Here is a 22,144-nt window from a genome sequence, read left to right as displayed (position 1 = left end):
TATGTTAAACAAAATTTTCAGAATTGCTACCCGTCAAAGTCCTCTCGCACTCTGGCAGGCACAATATGTTCAGCAGCGCCTGATGGCAGCCCATCCGGGCCTGCAGGTAGAGCTGGTGCCGATGGTGACCAAAGGCGATGTTATTCTCGATACCCCGCTGGCAAAAGTGGGCGGCAAGGGTTTGTTCGTTAAAGAACTGGAACAGGCCATGCTGGAGAATCGCGCCGATCTGGCGGTGCATTCCATGAAAGATGTGCCGGTTAACTTTCCGGAAGGCCTGGGTCTGGTGACTATCTGCGAGCGTGAAGATCCACGCGACGCCTTTGTCTCTAATCACTATAACGCTATCGATGAGCTGCCTCAGGGTGCAGTAGTCGGCACCTCCAGCCTGCGCCGCCAGTGTCAGCTGAGCGCACGCCGGCCTGACCTGATTATCCGTTCGCTGCGCGGCAATGTCGGCACCCGTCTCGGCAAGCTTGATGCGGGTGAATATGATGCCATTATTCTGGCCGCTGCCGGTCTGAAACGCCTTGGGCTGGAAGATCGCATTCGTCAGGCACTGCCTGCAGAGCTTTCACTGCCCGCCGTGGGACAGGGTGCCGTAGGCATTGAGTGTCGGCTTGATGACAGCGCATTAATTACGCTGCTGCAGGCGCTGAACCACAGTGAGACAGCAGTATGCGTGCGCGCTGAGCGCGCCATGAATACCCGGCTTGAGGGTGGATGTCAGGTGCCGATCGGCAGTTTTGCCGTACTGGAAGATGACCAGCTCTGGCTGCGCGGTCTGGTCGGTGCGCCCGACGGCAGCCAGATGGTAACCGGTGAACGCCGTGGCCCGCGTGAGCAGGCGGAGCAGATGGGCATTTCGCTGGCTGAAGAGCTGCTGAATAAGGGCGCGCGCGAAATTCTGCATGAGGTCTATCAGGGGCAGCCGCCGGTATGACTATTCTCGTGACCCGTCCGGAACCGGCTGCCAGCGAGCTGGTTGCGCGCCTGCGCGGCCTGGGCAAGCTGGCGTGGGCGTTTCCGCTGATTGAATTTACGCCGGGTCGCGATTTAGCACAGTTACCGCAACAGCTGACGGCGCTGCGGCCGGGCGATCTGGTGTTTCTGCTGTCACAGCAGGTAGTGAATTTCGCCCATCCGGCGCTGCAGCACAGCCAGACAGCCTGGCCCGCTACCGCTGACTACTATGCGATTGGCCGCTCAACCGCGCTGGCGCTGCATACCGTCACAAATCTCAAAGTAGACTATCCTCATGCGCGGGAGACCAGCGAAGAGCTGGTTCGCCTGCAGCGCCTGCAGCAGGTCAGCGGCAAGCGCGCGCTGATCCTGCGCGGCACTCCCGGTCGGGAATTATTAGCTGAAACTCTCATCGAACGTGGCGCAGAAGTGCAATACTGTGAGTGCTATCAGCGCAATGAGAAGCACTACGACGGCGCTATTGAGGGCCGGCGCTGGCGCGACCGCGGGATTACCACGCTGGTGGTGACCAGCGGTGAAATGTTAAAACAACTCCATGCACTGTTTCCGCCAATCGATCGGCGGGAGTGGTTACTGCACTGTCGACTGGTGGTCGTCAGTGAACGTTTGGCTACCCAGGCCGCTGAAGCGGGCTGGCAGGAGATAGACGTAGCCGATGGTGCCGATAACGACGCGCTGCTGCGTGCGTTACGCTGAACTTAACAATGGGATGAGCCACAATGACGGAACACAAAGCTTCCTCCGCCATGGTTGAAGAAACTACCCCAGCGGACACTTCCCCGACGCCAGAAAACCAGCCGCCACGCGAAAAACAGCGCGATGGCCGGGTATTAAGCGCCGTGGCAATTGTGATTGCGCTGGCGATTGGCGCAGGCCTTTACCTCAACGGGAAACACCAGGCCGATGTACAGGCTCAGACTAACCAGCAGCTCAGCGAGCAGCTCAGCGCGCTGCAGCAGCAGCTTGGCAGCGACAAACGCCAGCTGACGCAGCAGCTGACTGACGCGGGCACTGCCCTGCAGGAAGCGCGCACGAAGCAGGATAACAGCGCAAAAGAGCTGGAAACGCTGCGCGAAAAAGTCGCCACTATCTCCGGTAATGACACCCGCACCTGGCTGCTGGCGCAGGCTGACTATCTGGTAAAACTGGCGGGCCGCAAACTCTGGAGCGATCAGGATGTCACCACGGCCGCTGCTCTGCTGAAAAGTGCCGATACCAGTCTGGCTGAGATGAACGATCCCAGCATGACCAACGTTCGTCGGGCGCTGACGCAGGATATCAGCTCACTTTCGGCCGTCAGCCAGGTCGACTACGACGGCATCATTCTCAAGCTGAATCAGCTCTCTAACGGCGTAGACAATCTGCGCCTGGCGGACAACGACAACGACGATGCGCCAATGGATAGCGACGGCGGCGAACTCTCCGGCTCGCTGCACGAATGGCGGCAGAATCTGGTGAAGAGCTGGCATAATTTTATGGATGATTTCATTACCATCCGCCGCCGTGATAATACCGCTCAGCCGCTTCTGGCGCCTAATCAGGACGTCTATCTGCGTGAGAATATCCGCTCCCGTCTGCTGGTGGCTGCGCAGGCGGTACCGCGTCATCAGGAGGAGATTTATAAACAGTCGCTGGATGCGGTATCGAGCTGGGTACGCGCCTGGTATGACACCAACGATGCGGCGACCCGGGCGTTTCTTGCACAGCTGGACGAACTGAGCCAGCAAACCATCTCAATGGATGTGCCGGATTCGCTGGAAAGTCAGCCGCTGCTGGAAAAACTGATGCAAACGCGCGTGCGCAATCTGCTGGCGCAGCCATCGGTTGCGGCTGAACAACAGGGAGGCTGACCATGCTAAAAGTACTGGTACTTTTCCTGCTGTTGCTGGCTGGCGTCGTGCTGGGCCCGATGGTAGCCGGGCATCAGGGTTATGTGCTGATCCAGACTGATAACTGGAATATTGAGACCAGCGTGACCGGGCTGGGGATCATTCTGGTCCTGAGCCTGCTGGTGATTCTGCTGGCAGAGTGGATCCTGCGTCGTCTGTTCCGCACCGGCGTCCGTACGCGCGGCTGGTTCACCGGCCGCAAACGTCGCAGCGCGCAGCGTCATACGCAGCATGCGCTGATGAAGCTGGCTGAAGGTGACTATCAGCAGGCAGAGAAGCTGCTGGCGAAGAATGCCGATCACGCCGATCAGCCGGTAGCAAACTATCTGCTTGCGGCTGAAGCGGCACAGCAGCGCGGCGATGAAACCCGTGCTAATCAGCATCTGGAACGCGCTTCTGAACTGGCAGAGAACAATACTATCCCGGTGGAGATCACCCGGGTCCGGCTGCAGCTGGCGCGCAACGAAGATCATGCGGCGCGTCACGGTGTTGACCGTCTGCTGGAAGTTGCGCCGCGCCATCCGGAAGTGCTGCGTCTGGCGGAGCAGGCCTATATTCGTACCGGTGCCTGGGGTGCCCTGCTGGATATTCTGCCGGCGATGCAAAAGGCCAAAATTAACGATGATGCGCAGCGTCATGCGCTGCAGCAGCAGGCGTGGCTGGGGCTGATGAACCAGGCGATGGCCGATCAGGGTAGCGAGGGCCTGAAGCGCTGGTGGCAGAGTCAGAGCCGCAAAACGCGGCAGGAGACTGCGCTGCAGGTCGCCATGAGTGAGCATCTGATCGAGTGCAACGATCCCGACACGGCTCAGGATATCGTGCTGGACGGTCTGAAAAAGCAGTATGACGATCGGCTGGTGCTGCTGATGCCGCGCATTAAAAGCGGCAATCCTGATGCGCTGGAGAAAGCGCTGCGTCAGCAGATCAAACAGCATGGGGCAACGCCAATGCTGCACAGCACGCTGGGGCAGCTGCTGATGCGCCACGGCGAGTGGCAACAGGCGGCCGATGCGTTTGAGCAGGCGCTGGCGCAGCGTCCTGATGCGTTTGATTATGCCTGGCTGGCGGATGTCTACGATCGCCTGCAGCGTCCGGAGGATGCGGCCAGCATGCGCCGCGAGGGCCTGCTGCTGACGCTGAAGAACAATCCGGCAACCTGATTTATGCTTGTTGTTTGTCTGCCGGGCTTGTCCCGGCTTTTTTTTGCCTGAACCGTGCCATCCCCGTCGTAAGCAGATAAAAAAACACCTGCCAGAAGCAGGTGTAAGATCAGGTCGTAAGACAACTGATGGTATCCGACTCAACGTAATGTCCGTCTAACTACAGTAGCGCACAGCGTTACTGCCAGGCTGGACAACGGATACCGTAAGGGGCTCTGCATCATTCCCAGGTTTATGTCGCCTGAGCGGACATAAGAGGTGGAATGAGCATCTACGACAGGAAGTATTGCACAAGATGTGCCAGATTGGCATTTTTCTTAAAAAGCTTTTCTGGTTCAGAGAGTTAACGCTGCTGTTCTCTTATCTTAAAAGCGACATGCCGCAGGCAGTATGCCATTGTGGTCATTTCCGTCGCAAAACAACGACAAATAGTTCTCTTATGGAACAAATTCAATTTATTCAAAGCGTTATCTGTCGCAAAAATACGACAAAAACTGTAGCGGTCGAATGGCGGGTTTAAACCAGGGCGCCATTAATGGCGCCCCTACGGTTTGGTGGGGGCCGCGCATCGTATCGCGGATTTTTTGCAGGGGTCGCATTTATGCGATCCTGGCCGCAGACCGTATTGCGGGTTACGTCATTGCGTATCGTACCCGCCCTTAACCAGGGCGCCATAAATGGCCCCCCTACGGTTTGGTGGGGGCCGCGCATCGTATCGCGGATTTTTTTGCAGGGGTCGCATTTATGCGACCCTGGCCGCAGACCGTATCGCGGGTTACGTCATTGCGTATCGTACCCGCCCTTAACCAGGGCGCCATAAATGGCCCCCCTACGGTTTGGTGGGGGCCGCGCATCGTATCGCGGATTTTTTGCAGGGGTCGCATTTATGCGACCCTGGCCGCAGACCGTATCGCGGGTTACGTCATTGCGTATCGTACCCGCCCTTAACCAGGGCGCCATAAATGGCCCCCCTACGGTTTGGTGGGGGCCGCGCATCGTATCGCGGATTTTTTGCAGGGGTCGCATTTATGCGACCCTGGCCGCAGATTACACGCAAACGAAAAAAGCCTGCTTTTTCAAGCAGGCTTTTCGAATATGGTCGGCGAGAGAGGATTCGAACCTCCGACCCACTGGTCCCAAACCAGTTGCGCTACCAAGCTGCGCTACTCGCCGATTTTTTACTTCTTTACTTCTTTACTTCTTTACTTCTTTACTAAAATTCTGCCTGGTGCGAAGAGAGGGACTTGAACCCTCACGTCCGTAAGAACACTAACACCTGAAGCTAGCGCGTCTACCAATTCCGCCACCTTCGCATGTCCCAGCAAAATCTGGGGTGGCTAATGGGACTCGAACCCACGACAACTGGAATCACAATCCAGGGCTCTACCAACTGAGCTATAGCCACCATAATTCTGGTGCGTAAGCTGTTACGCTTACTATTCACTGCATAACGCGGTTAAAACCAACCACCGAAGCTCTTGCGCCCAAAAGAAAATGGCGCGCCCGACAGGATTCGAACCTGAGACCTCTGCCTCCGGAGGGCAGCGCTCTATCCAGCTGAGCTACGGGCGCGTAGCGCCGTTGCGGATGGGCATACTACGTATTTGGCTTCACCCTGTCCAGTGCTTTTTAAAGAAAAAAACGCGTTTGGTTATGCTTTGTGCATTCCGTCGATAAATAGCGCAATTTCACGCTTATAAGCTAAAAAATCGCTGGATTAATCAGCAGCCTCAGAGATCGCCCCTCCAGTGATAGCGCAAATATTTCAGCAGCTTTAACTGCCGGCGCCAGCGTGAAGGCTGCCGGATCAGCCGATAGAGCCACTCCAGCCCCAGACGCTGCCAGAGACGCGGTGCACGGGTAACGTTGCCGGTAAAAACATCATAGGTGCCGCCTACTCCCATATAGAGTGCGTCGGGCCAGTGCTGGCGGCAGTCACGCATCAAAAGCTCCTGACGTGGTGAGCCCTGCGCTACGGTAACGATTTTTGCGCCGCTCGCAGCGATACGTGCAAACAGCGCCTCGCGGTCAGCCGGGGCAAAATAGCCGTTCTGGCTGCCAACAATATTTACGTTCCACTGACGCTGCAGTTTGTCGCAGGTCTCCTGCAGTACCTGCTCGCGGCCGCCAATTAAAAATACCGGGATCCCGGTGCGTCCGGCGCGCTCCATCAGCGCCTCCCACAGATCGGCACCGGCAATGCGGCTAACCTGCAGCTGCGGATACTTTTTGCGCAGCGAGCGGACAATACTGATGCCATCCGGATATTTAAACTCAGCTTCGCTAATCAGAGCGCGCAGCTGCGCATCTTCTTCCAGCGTCAGCATCTTTTCAGCATTGATGGCAATCAGCGTACCGCGCCGGGGCGTATTGTCAGGCAGCAGAAAGCTGACAAAGCTCTCCATATCGTTAAACGCGTGCAGATCAACGCCGCGTATCGCGTAATGCGGCTCAGTGGTCTTCATGGTTTTCATCTTCCGTTTGCCCGGTGATCAGGAGGAACCGCGCAGCGCCTGAACACGACGCGGACGAATAAGCCCTGCGCGCGCCAGCAGCCAGCTGAGCAGCTTTGCCAGGCCTGTACAGGCGGCAAAAATGATGCAGAAAAACACCACGCGCGAGCCGAATGCGTCCAGCCCCTCGCGAGCGAGAACGATCATGTTAAACACCGCGCCGAAACAGAAACTCTGCAGCACCGCGCCGCTATAGCGGTTGTCGCTGTCACGTCCCTGCGTATAAAGCGCGTCAAAGCCTTTCATCAGGAGACCCACCGCGACCGCACCCAGTGGAATAAACAGCACGCCACCCATGATCAGCAGCGAACCGATCAGCGTCGGCGAAATGGCCAGGCCGGAGTGGTTATTCAGCACTTCCCAGGTAAAGTAGTTAGCGCTGTTCAGGATCGCAGAGGGGCGATCGGGCCACAGCCAGCCCGGAATAAAGACATAAAAGTCGCGCCAGAGCGGCGCCAGCCCCTGAAAGTCGATTTTGTCATAGTTCTGCAGCAGCAGCGCCAGGTTCTCCCACGGCGAGAACGTATCCCGCGTCAGGTAGAGAAACGTATAAAAGGCCTCTGCCCCGGCCACATCCAGGTTGTAGCGCCGCAGCGCCAGCCAGAACATACCGCAGATCGCCATCGCGCCTGCCCCTGCCAGCATCCAGAGCGTGATCCAGCCGCGCGTAATACCGATGAACAGAAACAGCGCAAAAGCGATGATGATGTTTGCGCGCGTACCGCCCACCAGCGCATAGGTCAGCAAGCCAAACGCCACCGTCACCAGCAGAAACAGCAGCCACTGCCGCTGTGTCGGATGCAGAAAATAGCGGATTAGCATCGCCGGAATAAAGAAATAGAAGAAGCGCTTGAGCGCCACGCCAGAAACCTCACTCGAGAAAATCTGGTTATAGGCGGAGAGCCGGAACAGCAGTAGCCCGTTATGCATGAAAAACACGGTCACCGTGCCAATCGCCACCAGCGCCAGCAGCAGGCAGGTGAGATGCGTCTCCACCCGATCCATAACCAGCCACGGCTTGCGCGGCGCGGCGCTGGCCGGTCGCAGCCGGACTTTATAACTGACGTAATAAATAGCGTAGAAGCTGGTGGCTGCCAGCAGCGCCTGCAGCAGAAAGGCTGGCGGTACCACGGCCACATCAAAGCGGAACACCAGTATGCTGGTCAGCGGAAAACCAAAGTAGAAGGTCAGCAGAAACAGCAGCGTAAAGAAGAGATGAAAGTTAAAGCGCACGCGCCTGAACTCACGCCAGGTGAGCGTCAGGATAAAGCCCAGCGAGCAGAGATAAACCACCAGCAGACCACTAAACTGCAGCAGACTCATGATGCACTTCCTTCACTCAGGCTGAGCGCATGGCGCCAGCCGGCAAGATAGCCCGGCGCAAAAAAAGCGATGGCCGGCTTGTCACACGCCGTCAGCTGGCGCTGCGCTTCCGCGATGCGGCTGGCATCAAGTTCATCACAGCTGAACAGCACCGGAACACCCTGCTCGCTGAGATCGCGCCAGAACGGATTTTTACGGTTCAGCACAAAGGGAATGTTAGCCTGAATCAGCAAACAGAGCGTGCCAATCCCCTGCTGCCGCTCAAACATAAAATAGCCAAGCTGGCAGCGTCTGAGCAGCTGCAGGTAGGCTTGAAAATCGAGCCTGTCGCGGATCAACGTAACCTGCCCGGCCGGAAACAGACGCTGCGCCGCCGCATCGATCTCATCGATATAGGCATAGTTGTTGGCCGGGTAGCCGAGCGGGACCAGCACGCTGATTTGCTCGCCAAACTGCCGGCGTATCGCCTGTAATCCTTCAATGTGCCGGTTGCTGCGATCGCCGGAGTTACCCAGCAGGATCGTCAGCGCACCCTCCGATGCTGTGGCTGACGGCAGCGCAATATCAGGCATGCGCGTCGGAAAATAGAGCAGCGACGCCGGCACCTGCGGATGCCGCTGCTGATAAAAAAAGAGATCGCCGCGCGTAGCAAATACCTGAGCCACACGCCCCTGCGCGATGCGGCGCAGCAGATAGAACAGACGATATTTCAGCCCGGCGCCCTCTTCATACAGGTCAGCTCCCCAGACATGCCAGAACGCCTGATGGCGGCGGATCTTTCCACTGAGCAGCGCCAGCCAGATACGCGGGTTAAACTGTCCGTGAAAGAAAAAGCGCTGAGAGCGATCGGCGGCGCGCGCTATCACCGCCTGCGCCAGCGCGGCTTTAGTGGCGAAAGTTTCGATCTGCAGCTGGCTACAGGCGGGCAGCGAGCCAGGCGCAGCAACCACCATAAAGCGGCGCGGCGCGGCGGCAGGCAATTCAGTGCCTATAACGTCATTAAAGAAACGCAGCACCGTCTGATTGTGATGCGGGATATCAGATCCCAGCACATGAAATAACGTCATTTTGTCCGGCAATAAATCAGGAAAGCGCCACAGCAAAGGGCAAAATAGAGTATATAGGTCGCCATATACGCCTGCGCTGCGCCAGTCGCGCCGTGAAGCGGGATCAGCCAGCGCGAAAACAGCGTCAGCAAAGCAAACTGGCTGATCTCGGTGAGAATATAGAAGCGCAGCGACGCTTTGGCGATCACCAGATATCCGAAAACATAGGCGCCGACTTTAAAGAGATCGCCACATAACTGCCAGATAAAAAGATCGCGCATGCCGCTAAACTGCGGGGAAAACAGCAGCCAGATCGCCATGTCGCGCAGCAGCCAGACAGCGAAACTGGCGGCCGCCACCGCCGGCAGTACAAACCGCAGCGCGCGGCCTATCTCCCGTGCAATCTGCTGCTTATCCTCCAGGCGTGCCAGCGTCGGCAGCAGCCAGACGCTGAAAGTGGCGGTAATAAACTGCAGATAGGCGTCAGAGATCGTCGTCACGCCCTGCCATAATCCCACCTGCGCCCAGCCCTGCTGTTCCGCCAGCAGATTACGCATCATCACCCACGCAACCGGCAGCGTGATCGACGTTATCAGCGCCATCAGCGTATACTTTGCCAGATTGCGTGCCCGTTCCGGCTGCCATACCGGTCTGAGCCAGCGCAGCGGCAGCACCGCACGATGGCGCCGCAGCATAATCAGCGCCGGTACTACCAGCAGCGCCGGAACCAGCGCCAGTCCCGCCAGCGCTCCCTGATAACCGCCCAGCCACCAGCAAATAATATAACCGGCCACGCCTGTCAGGCTGCCGGTTATCAGCGCCAGGGCATTGCCGCGCGCATCGCGAAAGCCTTTCAGCAGCGCCAGCGCCAGGTTTGCCCAGGCGATGCCAAACTGCAGAAACGCCACGATGCGCACCACGCTCTGGTAGTGCTCATGTCCAAACAGCACCCGGCTGACCGGTGCCGCGCCCAGCAGCAGACCGGCGGCCAGCAGCACCGAAAAGCCCAGCACCATCGCAGAGGCCGTGCCGGTCAGCGCCCGCAGCTGTGCAGGTTCATGCTGCAGCTGCGCCACGCTGGCGGTCACGCCGTTAAAAATGCCTGCGCCAGCCAGTACGCCGAGCACGGTGATCAGCTGCCGGAAGTTACCCGCCTGCCCGACGCCTTCCGGGCCGAAACTCAGCGCCAGCAGCTTTATCACCAGCAGGCCAGCCGCAATTTTTACCAGCGTAGAGGCCGCGGTCCAGACCGATGCTTTTGCCAGCGACATCAGGCAAAGTAGCTCAGCAGAGAGCTAATCACGGTACGCTGATTGTTATCTGACAGGTTATAGAACAGCGGCAGACGCAGCAGGCGCTCGCTGTCGCGCGTGGTGACGCGATCTTCACCGTGGAAGCGGCCAAACCGCTCACCGGCAGGCGACGTATGCAGCGGGATATAGTGAAATACCGTGAGGATTTCCGCTTCTTTCATCCAGCGTATCAGCGCTTCGCGATCGCCACTGTCGCGCAGTTTCAGATAGAACATATGCGCGTTATGACGGCAGCTATCCGGCACTGCCGGCAGCGCGATCCGCCCCTGAGCCGCCAGCGGCTGCAGCGCATCGTAGTAGCGCTGCCACAGTCGCAGTCGCTGCTGATTAATGGTCTGTGCCGCTTCCAGCTGCGCCCAGAGATAGGCTGCCTGCAGATCGGCCATCAGGTAGCTTGAGCCGATATCGCGCCAGGTATATTTATCCACCTGACCACGGAAAAACTGACTGCGGTTGGTGCCTTTTTCCCGGATAATTTCAGCACGCTCGGTGAGCGCCGCATCATTTATCAGCGTCGCGCCGCCTTCACCTCCGGCGGTGTAATTTTTCGTTTCGTGAAAGCTAAAGCAGCCGATGTGCCCGATGGTGCCAAGCGCGCGGCCTTTATACTGTGACATGACGCCCTGTGCAGCATCTTCGATGACATAAAGCTGATGCTTTGCGGCCAGCGCCATAATGGTGTCCATTTCACACGCCACGCCCGCATAGTGTACCGGTACGATAGCGCGCGTTTTCGGCGTGATCGCAGCCTCAATCAGTGTCTCATCGATGTTCATCGTATCCGGGCGCACGTCAACAAAGACAATGGTGGCGCCGCGCAGCACAAACGCGTTTGCGGTGGAGACAAAGGTATAGCTCGGCATGATCACTTCATCACCGGGCTCGATGTTGATCAGCAGCGCGGCCATCTCCAGCGAGGCGGTGCAGGAGGGCGTCAGCAGCACTTTTTTACTGCCAAAATGCTGCTCCATCCACTGCTGGCAGCGGCGGGTAAAGCCGCCGTCACCGCACAGCTTGCCGCTGGCCATCGCCGACTGCATATAGTCTGTTTCAGTGCCCACCACAGGGGGCGCGTTAAAAGGGATCATGATGCTTTCCTGTAAAACCAGTAGGCGGTGCTTTCCAGCCGGGCACCGCAGCGTAAATAGAGGCGCATCGCTGCAAGATTGCTGAGCTGCGTGGCAACTCGCAGCTGCGCCAGCTGGCGCACCCGGCCCCAGTCAGCCGCAGCCAGCAGCAGACGCTGGCCAATACCCTGCGACCGGGCATCAGGCAGCACCGCCAGCAGTCCGATACGCACATCGCCGTTCACTTCACGCAGGGAGACAAAGCCCTGCAGGCTGCCCTGTTCATCGCAGGCGATCAGACACTGGTGATCGAAGGTGCCGCGCACCGCGTTTTCAATCCACTGCGCATAAAACCGGCCGCTGTCGGCCGCGTCAAACCACGGGGCACGAAACCGGCTCTGGCTGAAGGCTTCTGCAGCGGCGGCACGCAACGCCGGGATTTGCGCCTCACGCGCAATTCGTACGCCAGGCTGACGCGCCGTCTGCGTCAGCGGTAACGTCAGATCGGCTTCTCCCTCAACCAGCTGAAAGCCGTGCTGGCAGACCGCATCAATCGCCGCGGTCTGCTCTGCCGGCACTTTTATCTGCAGCAGGCCTGTCGCCTGCTGCAGCGCCTGCGGCAACGTTAGTTCACCCTGCAGCGTCAGGCGCGCCGTGGGCTGATGAAAGAAGTCACTCTCCCACTCAAGGGGATCAATACTGACGCGGACGGGCATGTAAAATATCCAGCAGATACTGGCCGTAGCCGGTTTTGGTTAACGCCTCGCCTGCCGCCTGTAGCTGAGCATCGCTCAGCCAGCCGTTGCGCCAGGCAATCTCTTCCAGGCAGGCTATCTTGAATCCCTGCCGCTTTTCTACCGTCTGCACAAAGACGCTGGCTTCAACCAGGCTGTCATGCGTACCGGTATCCAGCCAGGCGAACCCGCGACCCAGCAGCTCAACAGAGAGTGAGCCAGCCTCCAGGTACATCTGGTTAATCGCCGTAATCTCCAGCTCACCGCGCGCCGAGGGCTGGACGCGCTTTGCAAACTCCACCACGCGGCGATCGTAAAAATAGAGTCCGGTCACCGCCCAGCGCGATTTTGGCTGCGCCGGCTTCTCTTCGATTGAAAGCGCATTAAACGCCTCATCAAATTCCACCACGCCGAACCGCTCGGGATCCATCACCTGGTAAGCGAAGAGCGTCGCGCCTTCCGTTCGGGCAGCCACTTTTTTCAGCTTCGGACTAAAACCCTGACCAAAGTAGAGATTGTCGCCCAGCACCAGACAGCAGTGGTCGTCACCAATAAACGATTCACCAATAATAAACGCCTGCGCCAGTCCATCGGGGCTTGGCTGTTCAGCATAGGAGAGCCGGACACCAAACTCACTGCCATCCCCCAGCAGACGCTCAAAGTGCGCCCGGTCTTCAGGCGTGGTAATGATCAACACATCGCGGATGCCTGCCAGCATCAGGACAGAAAGGGGATAATAGATCATCGGCTTGTCATACACCGGCAGCAGCTGCTTGGAAATTGCGCGGGTAATCGGATGCAGGCGCGTTCCTGAACCACCCGCCAGAATAATACCTTTCATCATTGCTCCTTCTGGCTCTGCTTCAGCGCGATGCGGTTAAGCCGAGGCGTTCAGCGCGATAGCTGCCGTTGAGAATAGCCTGCCACCACTGCGGGTTGGCCAGATACCACTCCACCGTTTTACGTATGCCGCTCTCAAAGGTTTCCTGTGGCGTCCAGCCCAGCTCGCGGGCAATTTTGCTGGCATCGATGGCGTAACGCAGATCGTGTCCGGGACGGTCGCTAACAAAGGCGATCAGCTCGCGGTAGCTGTTAATCGCCGCAGGACGCTGCCCGGCGGCAAGCTCATCGAGCAGATCGCACAGGGCGTGCACTACCTCAAGATTACGTCGCTCATTATGCCCGCCAATATTGTAGGTCTCTCCTGCTTTGCCGTGACTGACAACGGTATAGAGCGCGCGCGCATGATCTTCCACATAGAGCCAGTCGCGGATCTGGCTGCCGTTGCCGTAGACCGGCAGCGCCTTGCCCGCCAGCGCATTGATGATAGTCAGCGGGATCAGCTTCTCCGGAAAATGGCACGGGCCATAATTATTGGAGCAGTTGGTGACGATCACCGGCAGTCCATACGTTCGCATCCAGGCACGCATCAGATGATCGCTGCTGGCTTTTGATGCGGAGTAGGGGCTGCTCGGCGCATAAGGCGTGGTTTCGGTGAAAAAATCATCCGTACCGTGCAGATCGCCAAAGACTTCGTCTGTGGAAATATGGTGCAGCAGGAAGCCAGCTTTGCGCGTGCTCTCCATCGCCTGCCAGTAGTGGCGTACCGCTTCCAGCAGATGATAAGTGCCGACAATATTGGTTTCGATAAAGGCAAATGGCCCATCAATCGAGCGGTCGACGTGGCTTTCTGCTGCCAGATGCATTACGCAGTCGGGCTGATACTGCGCCAGCACCCGATCAAGCTCCGGCCGGTTACAGATATCAACCTGCTCAAAGGCAAAACGCGGATGCTGCTGCACGCCCGCCAGCGACGCCAGATTGCCGGCGTAGCTTAGCTTATCCACCACCACGACCTGATGCTCCGTGCTTTCAATCAGAAAGCGCACCAGCGCTGAGCCTATAAATCCCGCGCCGCCGGTGATCAGAAAGCGTTTCATCGCCATACCCCTTTGGTATCGACAATCCACGGCTGGGCAATCTGCGCAGCGTCAATGGCCCGGAACTGTGCATGATCAACCAGCATCACCAGAATGTCAGCCTGCTGTAGCGCCTGCTCCACGGATACCAGCGAGGCGTCCTGCCCCAGCCGGTCAGGAATCGACGTAACGTGCGGCTCGACAACCCAGGTCTCTCCGCTGTGCCACGCCGCAATGCGCTGCGCGACCGCCATCGCCGGGCTCTCACGCAGATCGTCGATATCGGGCTTAAACGCCAGCCCGAAACAGGCAATAGCGATCTCGCTGGCGCGCTTATCGCTCTGCGTCGCGCACTCCGCCAGCGCCTGTTTTACCTGCTCCAGTACCCAGCCAGGTTTGGCATCATTCACTTCACGCGCGGTGCGAATCAGCCGCGCCTGCTGCGGGTTCTGCGCCACAATAAACCACGGGTCGACGGCAATACAGTGTCCGCCCACGCCCGGTCCGGGCTGCAGAATATTGACGCGCGGATGCCGGTTCGCCAGCGCAATCAGCTCCCAGACGTTGATCTTCTGATCGGCGCAGATCAGCGACAGCTCATTAGCAAAAGCGATATTGACATCGCGGAAGCTGTTTTCCGTCAGCTTGCACATCTCCGCCGTACGCGCGTTGGTTTCAACGCAGGCTCCGCGCAGGAAAATACGGTACAGCTCGCTGGCACGCGCCGAACAGGCGGGCGTCATGCCGCCAATCACGCGATCGTTCTCCAGCAGTTCGGTCATCACCTTGCCGGGCAGCACCCGCTCCGGACAGTAGGCGATAAAGATATCGCTCTCGCCCTCATGCTGAGGAAAACGCAGATCGGGACGCGCCTCGGCCAGCCATTCCGCCATCTGCTCTGTGGCGCCGACCGGCGAAGTCGACTCCAGAATCACCAGATCGCCTGTTTTCAGTACCGGTGCCAGCGACAGCGCGGCCGCGCGGACAAAGCTCAGGTCTGGCTGATGATCGTTCATAAAGGGCGTGGGGACAGCGATCAGAAACGCATCTGCCGGTTCTGCCGTCGTGGTGGCGCGCAGCAGCCCCTGCTGCACCGCCTGCCGGACCACCTCGCCGAGATCGGGCTCCACGATGTGGATTTCCCCCCGGTTAATGGTTTCAACGGCGCGCAGATTGACATCCACGCCCACGACCTGTTTTCCCCTTGAAGCGAAAACGGCTGCCGTTGGCAGCCCGATGTAACCCAGTCCGATCACGGAAATGGTATTAAAAGACATAATTAAACTCTGTTGTTGTTCAGCGCCTGCAGAATGCGTGCGCAGGCGTGGCCGTCGCCATAAGGGTTGTGTGCCCGGCTCATACTCTGCCACGCCTCTTCGTCCTGCAGCAGCAGGGTGACTTCAGCGACAATGGTATCGACATCGGTGCCAACCAGTTTTACCGTCCCTGCCGCGACCGCTTCCGGCCGCTCCGTGGTATCGCGCATCACCAGCACCGGTTTCCCCAGCGACGGCGCCTCTTCCTGAATTCCGCCGGAATCGGTGAGGATCAGCCAGGCACGGTTCATCAACCAGACAAACGGCAGATACTCCTGCGGTTCGATCAGAATAATATTGTCGATACCGCTAAGTATCCGGTTAACCGGCTCGCTGACGTTGGGATTGAGATGCACCGGATAGACGATCTGCGCCTGCGGATGAAGGCGCGCAATCTGCGCCAGCGCACTGCAGATACGCTCAAAGCCCTTACCAAAACTTTCGCGCCGGTGACCGGTAACCAGGATCAGCTTTTTGTCCGATTCCAGAAACGGATAGTGCGCCGCCAGACGGGCATTGAGATCGGCGTTGGTCAGCACGCGATCGCGCACCCACAGCAGCGCGTCGATTACCGTATTGCCGGTGACAAAGATACGCGCATCAGGCAGGTTTTCCCGCAGCAGGTTCTGCCGCGATGTGGTGGTCGGCGTGAAGTGATAGCTTGCCAGATGGCCTGTGAGCGTGCGGTTAGCCTCCTCCGGCCAGGGCGACATCAGATTACCGGTGCGTAAACCAGCCTCGACGTGTCCCACCGGGATCTGCTGATAAAAGGCCGCCAGGCTGGCCGCCAGCGTGGTGGTGGTATCACCGTGCACCAGCACCACATCAGGTTTAAAATCGGCTAAAACGGTTTTCATGCCCTGCAGAATACGGCAGGTAATCTCAGTCAGCCCCTGCTCCGGGCGCATGATATTTAAATCGTAATCGGGCTGCAGCTGAAACAGATGCAGCACCTGATCGAGCATTTCACGGTGCTGTGCGGTGACGCACAGGCGGGATTCAAACGCAGCATCCTGCGCCAGTGCCTGCACCAGCGGCGCCATTTTGATGGCTTCAGGACGGGTGCCAAATACAGTCAGTACTTTCACGCTGATTCTCTTATTGGCGAATAGCTGATAACGCGCGCGGCCGGCGCACCAGCGCCACACCCGCTCCGACCAGCGCCCCGATCGCTCCCCACATCACCATCATAAACAGACGGCGCGGGCTGTCGCGTGAAACGGGCTCTTCCGGCGTACGCAGGTAGCGGTAAGTCTGGAACTGTTTATCAAGGCGTGGGCCAGCCTGTAACGTGCTCAGCATCGCCCTGTTTTGATCATAGCTCAAATCGTAGGCGGGGCCGCTGGCCTGCAGCATATCGAGCTGCGCCTGTAGCCGCTGCTGGCCCAGTAAAAAGCGATCGCTCTCTGGCAGGCTCTCACCTGCAGCAGGCGCACGGTTATCGGTAATACCCTGCTGACTGGCGAGCTTCAGCGCCTGCTCAATGCGCTGACGCTGGCGATCGTACACCGCCTGCGCCACCGCCTGCTGCCGGTCAACCTGCGACTGCAGCTGCACGTTACGCGCCTGCCATGCGCCTTTCAGCTCTTCATTCAGATGGCGTGCCGCACGCTCGCTGGCGTAAGCAATATACTGACGCAGAAGATTGTTAGCATCACCGGCGGTTTCTGCCACCAGCCGCACCGTATCAAGCGTGTTGTGCGCACTATCTGCCGGCATAAACTGGATGTTGGTGATCATATCGTCCAGCAAGGCCGCATCATTATGCGCATTACCACTTTTACGGCTTTTAAAATAGTCGGTCTGCTGCCAGAAATCGCGCCGCGTATCCCATGAAGCGAGCTGCATGGTGAACTCCTGATAGACCTCATCCATTACGGTAGGGGCCGGATTATTCAGGCTCAGCGTATTGCTGTGGATATCGAGGTTGTTCAGAAACTGCTGCTGTACATAGTAGTCGCCCAGCATGTTAACCGTAGGCCTGTCGGTGACTGCCGTGGTGCTCCACGCCTGCTTCATCAGCATTGAAGCGAGCCAGGCCAGCAGGGCAAACAGAACAGCGCAGCCCGCTATCCAGCGTTTACCGCGCCACAGCGTGCAGCCCAGGCCGCGAATATCCAGTTCGTTCTCCACAACAGAGTTCATAACAGCGGTGTCCTTATCTGATGCTTATCCAGGTCATGTTTTATTGATATGCGCTTGATTCCATCTGCGCTTGAGACGGCGAATCATTCGTGCCATACGCCACGCGTGTTTAATGCAGTAGCCATAGAGCAGAAATGCTACCAGGAAGAGCACCAGCATGACCCACTCAGGTATGAACGCCAGATATTCGCCGAGCACGCCGATGCCTGCCAGCAGCGCCGCCGCCAGCGTGATCAGTAAAAAAGCCTGACGTGACGAGAAACCGGCACGCATGATGAGATGGTGAATATGTTGCCTGTCGGCTGAGAATGGACTCATGCCCTTGCGCAGCCGGCGATACATGATAGCCACCATATCCATCAGCGGGATGGCGATCAGCCACAGCGCTGTTACCGGCGTAATAGGATGGCTCAGGCCCTGTGTCGTTTCCAACAGGATCCAGATAATGGTGAAACCGATCATGGTGCTGCCGGCATCACCCATAAACACTTTATAGCGTTTGCCCAGAAAACCGAGGTTCAGCAAAATATAGGGAATAGTGGCGGCGATCATGGCAAAACACCACATTGCCAGGCTGGTCATGCCGTCAAAATAGAGAATGATCCCCATTGCACCGAACGTTACGCAGGAGAGTCCGCCCAGCAGACCATCGATACCGTCGACCATGTTAAACGCATTAATTGCCGCCCAGACGGCGAACAGCGTTAATACGTAGCCAAAGGGACCGACGACAATCTCCACCGGACCCACAATAAAACCGAGACTCAGCAAATAGAGCTTGGCGCCATACATCATGACAACGGCGATAATCGCCTGCATACAGGCGCGAAACTTTACGCTGATATCAAAGCGATCGTCGAGTGCGCCGACCAGCACCAGCACGCCGGCACAGAAGAGATAGAGCAGGCCGTTCGGCATATAGGACTGCGTAATAAGGAAAGCGAAGCAAACGCCAGCGTAAACGGAAATACCGCCAACGAGAGGGATAACGCCCTGATGCTTTTTCCTTGCATTAGGCTTATCAACTAATCCGATTTTTTTTGCGACCTTACGGGCCATAAAAAGGAATGCCAGAGAGAAGAGAAAAGTTAAACCCAGCTCTGCACCCATAGTGAGTAAATTCACATTAACGCTCTCAGCTAAAATCGTGGACAACAATAAGCAAAATCCCGGTTATTGCTGTATATCCCTGTCTGACCAGGCCGCAGCGCGCGCGGTTGCTGAAAAAATCGCCGCCTTTCTGCTTGCGTCATTCTAAAACTTTTCTGACTCGCCTAATCCTAATGCGCACAAATAAAAAACGCCACGATAAGCCGTGGCGTTTAACAGAAATAATGCCGATTTATTACCTGCGTAACAATATCATTGTTTCGCTTTTAACCGCTTATGAACGCTTCATCATGTCGAAGAATTCATCGTTGGTTTTGGTCATCGCCAGCTTGTTGATGAGGAACTCCATCGCGTCAATCTCGCCCATCGGGTGAATAATTTTGCGCAGGATCCACATCTTCTGCAGCTCTTCCTGAGAGGTGAGCAGCTCTTCTTTACGGGTACCGGAACGGTTGTAGTCAATTGCCGGGAAGACGCGTTTTTCCGCAATCTTACGCGACAGGTGCAGTTCCATGTTACCTGTACCTTTAAACTCTTCGTAAATGACTTCATCCATTTTCGAACCGGTATCAACCAGCGCTGTGGCGATGATAGTCAGGCTACCGCCCTCTTCCACGTTACGTGCTGCACCGAAGAAACGCTTCGGACGATGCAGGGCGTTGGCATCAACACCACCGGTCAGGACTTTACCTGAGGCAGGAACCACGGTGTTATACGCACGCGCCAGACGGGTGATTGAGTCGAGCAGGATGATGACATCTTTTTTATGCTCAACCAGGCGCTTGGCCTTTTCGATGACCATTTCAGCAACCTGCACGTGGCGGGATGCAGGCTCATCGAAGGTAGAGGCGATAACTTCACCTTTAACCAGACGCTGCATCTCGGTCACTTCTTCCGGGCGCTCGTCAATCAGCAGCACCATCAGGACGCAATCCGGATGATTATACGCAATGCTCTGCGCAATGTTCTGCAGCAGCATGGTTTTACCCGCTTTTGGCGGTGCCACAATCAGGCCACGCTGGCCGCGGCCAATTGGCGACGCCAGATCCAGCACGCGAGCGGTTAAGTCTTCAGTTGAGCCATTACCCCGCTCCATACGCAGACGACTGTTAGCGTGCAGCGGCGTGAGGTTTTCGAACAGAATCTTACTGCGGGCGTTTTCCGGCTTGTCGTAGTTAACTTCGTTAACTTTCAGCAGGGCAAAATAGCGCTCACCCTCTTTTGGCGGACGGATTTTACCGGAAATGGTGTCGCCGGTACGCAGGTTAAAACGACGAATCTGGCTGGGGGAAACATAGATATCGTCAGGACCGGCGAGGTAGGAGCTGTCTCCGGAACGGAGGAATCCAAATCCGTCCTGCAATATCTCCAGCACGCCATCACCAAAGATGTCTTCGCCGCTCTTCGCATGTTGTTTGAGGATGGCGAAAATAATGTCCTGTTTGCGCATGCGCGCCAGGTTTTCCAGCCCCATATTTTCGCCGAGAGTAATCAGCTCAGAAACCGGCGTATTCTTTAATTCGGTAAGATTCATAGTGATGGGTTCTTAAACTCGGGGTAATTCTCGAAATGATTGTCGTGAATGGTATGGCAAAAATTCCATGCCTGTTAATGGCTCTTTTTCAACACTGCTCGGCGGGTATCGTCTGATAGAGCGATAGGAAGCGAGAGACGGTCGAAAGATGATGCCGGGTATGCTAGCCGTCAGATTGCCAAACCACAAAAACGTTCAACTCGAGCGGGGTCTGACAAGAGAAATCTTTAGATGCAAACTACAAAGGTAAGTGCGTAATGCAGTATCGTCAAATTAGCACGCCTGACCAGCGGCGTCCAGCAGTGGCGAAAAAATTCACCACTGCGGAACAGAGCGCGTTGCGCTTACGCTAGATTGGCGTTCAGGAACTCTTTCAGCTGGCCTTTAGACAGCGCACCCACTTTAGTTGCCGCCACTTCGCCGTTTTTAAACAGCAGCAGGGTCGGAATACCACGGATGCCATATTTTGGCGCGGTACCTGGGTTCTCATCAATGTTCAGCTTGGCGATGGTAAGCTTACCGTCGTACTCTTCAGCAACTTCATCGAGGATCGGGGCGATCATTTTGCAAGGACCACACCATTCAGCCCAGAAGTCAACCAGGGTAACACCCTCGGCTTTCAGCACGTCAGTATCGAAACTGTCATCGGTGAGGTGAACGATTTTATCGCTGCTCATGTTTAACTCCAAAGATTATGCCTGGCGAATTGGCGTAAAATATACCAACGTTGGTTAACTTTATTTCATCGGATACGCTTTCGTAAAGCGATAGTAAGCTGATATTCTACCACACTATGAGCAAAACACACTTAACCGAACAGAAGTTTTCCGACTTCGCCCTGCACCCTCAGGTCGTGGAAGCCCTTGATACTAAAGGCTTTCAGCATTGCACGCCTATTCAGGCGCTCGCACTGCCTTTTGCGCTTTCAGGGCGTGATGTTGCGGGTCAGGCGCAAACCGGTACCGGCAAAACGATGGCGTTTCTGACGTCAACGTTTCATTATCTTCTTTCTCACCCTGCAGCTGAAGGGCGCCAGGTTAACCAGCCACGTGCGCTGATCATGGCCCCTACGCGCGAGCTGGCCGTACAGATTCACGCCGATGCGGAGCCGCTGGCTAAAGCGACCGGCCTGAAAATGGGTCTGGCTTACGGCGGCGACGGCTATGACAAGCAGCTTAAAGTGCTCGCTGACGGTGTCGACATCCTGGTGGGCACTACCGGACGTCTGATTGATTACGCAAAACAGAACCATGTGAATCTGGGCGCTATTCAGGTTGTGGTGCTGGACGAAGCCGATCGCATGTTCGATCTCGGCTTTATTAAAGATATTCGCTGGCTATTCCGCCGCATGCCGCCTGCCACGCAGCGTCTGAGCATGCTGTTTTCCGCAACGCTCTCTTACCGCGTCCGGGAACTGGCGTTTGAGCATATGAACAACGCGGAATATGTCGAAGTAGAACCGGAACAGAAAACCGGCCACCGCATCAAAGAAGAGCTCTTCTATCCATCCAATGAAGAGAAGATGCGTCTGCTGCAGACGCTGATCGAAGAAGAGTGGCCCGATCGCGCCATCATCTTTGCTAACACCAAGTATCGCTGTGAAGATATCTGGGGCCATCTGGCCGCCGACGGTCATCGCGTCGGTCTGCTGACCGGTGATGTCCCGCAGAAAAAGCGCCTGCGCATTCTCGATGATTTCACCAAAGGCGACGTGGATATTCTGGTAGCAACGGATGTTGCGGCGCGCGGTCTGCATATTCCGGCCGTAACGCACGTCTTTAACTACGATCTGCCGGACGATCGCGAAGATTACGTTCACCGTATTGGTCGTACCGGCCGTGCCGGCGCCAGCGGACACTCTATCAGCCTCGCGTGTGAAGAGTATGCGCTGAATCTGCCCGCGATTGAGGAGTATATCGGTCACGGCATTCCGGTCAGCAAATACAACAGCGATGCGCTGCTCAGCGATCTGCCACCGGCAAAACGTCTGCAGCGCAACCGCACCGGCAACGGTCAGCGTCGCGGCGGCAATAACAGTAATCGCCGGAGCAGCGCGCCCCGTAATCATAACCGTAAACGCCCAGGTTAATC

General features: G+C 57.0%; 19 protein-coding genes and 4 tRNA genes. 5 read left to right on the top strand and 18 right to left on the bottom strand.

Annotated elements, in window-relative coordinates; translation table 11 throughout:
• The first annotated feature begins 1 nt into the window (after position 1).
• The 4 genes from hemC to hemY are packed head-to-tail and all read left to right on the top strand — an operon-like array spanning position 2 to position 4,033.
• Positions 2–943 (top strand): hydroxymethylbilane synthase, encoded by a 942-nt coding sequence (hemC, locus tag DBY66_RS11395; RefSeq protein WP_094111176.1) that lies wholly within the window; start codon positions 2–4, stop codon positions 941–943.
• Complete coding sequence (gene hemD, locus DBY66_RS11390; RefSeq protein WP_104085857.1) at positions 940–1,680, top strand: uroporphyrinogen-III synthase; 741 nt, start codon at positions 940–942, stop codon at positions 1,678–1,680. Before hemC ends, hemD begins: the two co-directional genes overlap by 4 nt.
• 23 nt (positions 1,681–1,703) lie before the next feature.
• Positions 1,704–2,834, top strand: a complete 1,131-nt coding sequence (gene hemX / locus DBY66_RS11385) for a uroporphyrinogen-III C-methyltransferase (protein ID WP_039381739.1) — start codon at positions 1,704–1,706, stop codon at positions 2,832–2,834.
• Positions 2,835–2,836: 2 nt separating this feature from the next.
• Positions 2,837–4,033 (top strand): protoheme IX biogenesis protein HemY, encoded by a 1,197-nt coding sequence (gene hemY, locus DBY66_RS11380; RefSeq protein WP_108570305.1) that lies wholly within the window; start codon positions 2,837–2,839, stop codon positions 4,031–4,033.
• Between the two features lie 1,096 nt (positions 4,034–5,129).
• Here hemY and DBY66_RS11375 read toward each other — a convergent pair.
• The 18 genes from DBY66_RS11375 to trxA form a co-directional block, all read right to left on the bottom strand.
• Positions 5,130–5,206 (bottom strand) — tRNA-Pro (locus DBY66_RS11375).
• Positions 5,207–5,259: 53 nt separating this feature from the next.
• Positions 5,260–5,346 (bottom strand) — tRNA-Leu (locus tag DBY66_RS11370).
• 16 nt (positions 5,347–5,362) lie between these two features.
• Positions 5,363–5,438: transfer RNA gene (locus DBY66_RS11365), tRNA-His, on the bottom strand.
• A 90-nt stretch (positions 5,439–5,528) separates the two neighbouring features.
• Positions 5,529–5,605, bottom strand: a tRNA-Arg gene (locus DBY66_RS11360).
• Positions 5,606–5,763: 158 nt separating this feature from the next.
• Complete coding sequence (gene wecG / locus DBY66_RS11355) at positions 5,764–6,507, bottom strand: lipopolysaccharide N-acetylmannosaminouronosyltransferase (RefSeq protein WP_199559922.1); 744 nt, start codon at positions 6,505–6,507, stop codon at positions 5,764–5,766.
• A gap of 18 nt (positions 6,508–6,525) precedes the next feature.
• Positions 6,526–7,869 (bottom strand): ECA oligosaccharide polymerase, encoded by a 1,344-nt coding sequence (gene wzyE / locus DBY66_RS11350; RefSeq protein ID WP_108570104.1) that lies wholly within the window; start codon positions 7,867–7,869, stop codon positions 6,526–6,528.
• On the bottom strand, positions 7,866–8,936 hold the full coding sequence (locus DBY66_RS11345; RefSeq protein WP_108570103.1) for a TDP-N-acetylfucosamine:lipid II N-acetylfucosaminyltransferase: 1,071 nt from the start codon (positions 8,934–8,936) through the stop codon (positions 7,866–7,868). The genes wzyE and DBY66_RS11345 overlap by 4 nt, the downstream gene beginning before the upstream one ends.
• Positions 8,933–10,186: a lipid III flippase WzxE gene (wzxE, locus tag DBY66_RS11340; RefSeq protein WP_108570102.1), complete on the bottom strand. Its 1,254-nt coding sequence runs from the start codon at positions 10,184–10,186 to the stop codon at positions 8,933–8,935. Before wzxE ends, DBY66_RS11345 begins: the two co-directional genes overlap by 4 nt.
• Positions 10,186–11,316: a dTDP-4-amino-4,6-dideoxygalactose transaminase gene (gene rffA, locus DBY66_RS11335; RefSeq protein ID WP_108570101.1), complete on the bottom strand. Its 1,131-nt coding sequence runs from the start codon at positions 11,314–11,316 to the stop codon at positions 10,186–10,188. The genes wzxE and rffA overlap by 1 nt, the downstream gene beginning before the upstream one ends.
• Positions 11,313–12,011, bottom strand: a complete 699-nt coding sequence (gene rffC / locus DBY66_RS11330) for a dTDP-4-amino-4,6-dideoxy-D-galactose acyltransferase (protein WP_039381720.1) — start codon at positions 12,009–12,011, stop codon at positions 11,313–11,315. Before rffC ends, rffA begins: the two co-directional genes overlap by 4 nt.
• Positions 11,989–12,870, bottom strand: coding sequence for a glucose-1-phosphate thymidylyltransferase RfbA (gene rfbA / locus DBY66_RS11325; RefSeq protein WP_039381718.1), 882 nt, complete (start codon positions 12,868–12,870; stop codon positions 11,989–11,991). Before rfbA ends, rffC begins: the two co-directional genes overlap by 23 nt.
• Positions 12,871–12,892: 22 nt before the next feature.
• Positions 12,893–13,969, bottom strand: coding sequence for a dTDP-glucose 4,6-dehydratase (rfbB, locus tag DBY66_RS11320; RefSeq protein ID WP_104085860.1), 1,077 nt, complete (start codon positions 13,967–13,969; stop codon positions 12,893–12,895).
• Complete coding sequence (wecC, locus tag DBY66_RS11315) at positions 13,966–15,225, bottom strand: UDP-N-acetyl-D-mannosamine dehydrogenase (RefSeq protein ID WP_071668218.1); 1,260 nt, start codon at positions 15,223–15,225, stop codon at positions 13,966–13,968. The genes rfbB and wecC overlap by 4 nt, the downstream gene beginning before the upstream one ends.
• A gap of 2 nt (positions 15,226–15,227) precedes the next feature.
• Positions 15,228–16,352: a UDP-N-acetylglucosamine 2-epimerase (non-hydrolyzing) gene (gene wecB / locus DBY66_RS11310; protein WP_039385676.1), complete on the bottom strand. Its 1,125-nt coding sequence runs from the start codon at positions 16,350–16,352 to the stop codon at positions 15,228–15,230.
• Between the two features lie 10 nt (positions 16,353–16,362).
• The gene (wzzE, locus tag DBY66_RS11305) at positions 16,363–17,409 is read right to left on the bottom strand and encodes an ECA polysaccharide chain length modulation protein (RefSeq protein ID WP_071668219.1); all 1,047 of its coding nucleotides are present in this window, start codon (positions 17,407–17,409) and stop codon (positions 16,363–16,365) included.
• A 33-nt stretch (positions 17,410–17,442) separates the two neighbouring features.
• Positions 17,443–18,519: a UDP-N-acetylglucosamine--undecaprenyl-phosphate N-acetylglucosaminephosphotransferase gene (gene wecA, locus DBY66_RS11300; protein ID WP_071668220.1), complete on the bottom strand. Its 1,077-nt coding sequence runs from the start codon at positions 18,517–18,519 to the stop codon at positions 17,443–17,445.
• 274 nt (positions 18,520–18,793) lie between these two features.
• Positions 18,794–20,053: a transcription termination factor Rho gene (rho, locus tag DBY66_RS11295; protein WP_039381703.1), complete on the bottom strand. Its 1,260-nt coding sequence runs from the start codon at positions 20,051–20,053 to the stop codon at positions 18,794–18,796.
• Positions 20,054–20,397: 344 nt separating this feature from the next.
• On the bottom strand, positions 20,398–20,730 hold the full coding sequence (gene trxA / locus DBY66_RS11290) for a thioredoxin TrxA (RefSeq protein ID WP_039381699.1): 333 nt from the start codon (positions 20,728–20,730) through the stop codon (positions 20,398–20,400).
• A 116-nt stretch (positions 20,731–20,846) separates the two neighbouring features.
• Between trxA and rhlB the strand changes: the two genes are divergently transcribed.
• Positions 20,847–22,142 carry an ATP-dependent RNA helicase RhlB gene (rhlB, locus tag DBY66_RS11285; RefSeq protein ID WP_094111166.1) on the top strand — a complete coding sequence of 432 codons (1,296 nt, stop codon included), beginning with the start codon at positions 20,847–20,849 and terminating at the stop codon, positions 22,140–22,142.
• Positions 22,143–22,144 lie beyond the last annotated feature (2 nt).

This window comes from Pantoea sp. RIT413 (genome assembly GCF_003057675.2).
GTDB lineage: Bacteria > Pseudomonadota > Gammaproteobacteria > Enterobacterales > Enterobacteriaceae > Pantoea > Pantoea eucrina.
This window is presented reverse-complemented; position numbering and strand designations above follow the sequence as displayed.

Excerpts from the sequence above, each read along its gene's own strand:
- rfbA (WP_039381718.1), bottom strand. The coding sequence starts at position 12,870 with ATGAAAGGTATTATTCTGGCGGGTGGTTCAGGAACGCGCCTGCATCCG.
- rffC (WP_039381720.1), bottom strand. The coding sequence starts at position 12,011 with ATGCCCGTCCGCGTCAGTATTGATCCCCTTGAGTGGGAGAGTGACTTC.
- hemD (WP_104085857.1), top strand. The coding sequence starts at position 940 with ATGACTATTCTCGTGACCCGTCCGGAACCGGCTGCCAGCGAGCTGGTT.
- trxA (WP_039381699.1), bottom strand. The coding sequence starts at position 20,730 with ATGAGCAGCGATAAAATCGTTCACCTCACCGATGACAGTTTCGATACT.
- hemC (WP_094111176.1), top strand. The coding sequence starts at position 2 with ATGTTAAACAAAATTTTCAGAATTGCTACCCGTCAAAGTCCTCTCGCA.
- wzyE (WP_108570104.1), bottom strand. The coding sequence starts at position 7,869 with ATGAGTCTGCTGCAGTTTAGTGGTCTGCTGGTGGTTTATCTCTGCTCG.
- DBY66_RS11345 (WP_108570103.1), bottom strand. The coding sequence starts at position 8,936 with ATGACGTTATTTCATGTGCTGGGATCTGATATCCCGCATCACAATCAG.
- rhlB (WP_094111166.1), top strand. The coding sequence starts at position 20,847 with ATGAGCAAAACACACTTAACCGAACAGAAGTTTTCCGACTTCGCCCTG.
- wzzE (WP_071668219.1), bottom strand. The coding sequence starts at position 17,409 with ATGAACTCTGTTGTGGAGAACGAACTGGATATTCGCGGCCTGGGCTGC.
- hemX (WP_039381739.1), top strand. The coding sequence starts at position 1,704 with ATGACGGAACACAAAGCTTCCTCCGCCATGGTTGAAGAAACTACCCCA.
- wecA (WP_071668220.1), bottom strand. The coding sequence starts at position 18,519 with ATGGGTGCAGAGCTGGGTTTAACTTTTCTCTTCTCTCTGGCATTCCTT.
- hemY (WP_108570305.1), top strand. The coding sequence starts at position 2,837 with ATGCTAAAAGTACTGGTACTTTTCCTGCTGTTGCTGGCTGGCGTCGTG.
- rffA (WP_108570101.1), bottom strand. The coding sequence starts at position 11,316 with ATGATCCCTTTTAACGCGCCCCCTGTGGTGGGCACTGAAACAGACTAT.
- rfbB (WP_104085860.1), bottom strand. The coding sequence starts at position 13,969 with ATGAAACGCTTTCTGATCACCGGCGGCGCGGGATTTATAGGCTCAGCG.
- wecG (WP_199559922.1), bottom strand. The coding sequence starts at position 6,507 with ATGAAAACCATGAAGACCACTGAGCCGCATTACGCGATACGCGGCGTT.
- wecC (WP_071668218.1), bottom strand. The coding sequence starts at position 15,225 with ATGTCTTTTAATACCATTTCCGTGATCGGACTGGGTTACATCGGGCTG.
- rho (WP_039381703.1), bottom strand. The coding sequence starts at position 20,053 with ATGAATCTTACCGAATTAAAGAATACGCCGGTTTCTGAGCTGATTACT.
- wzxE (WP_108570102.1), bottom strand. The coding sequence starts at position 10,186 with ATGTCGCTGGCAAAAGCATCGGTCTGGACCGCGGCCTCTACGCTGGTA.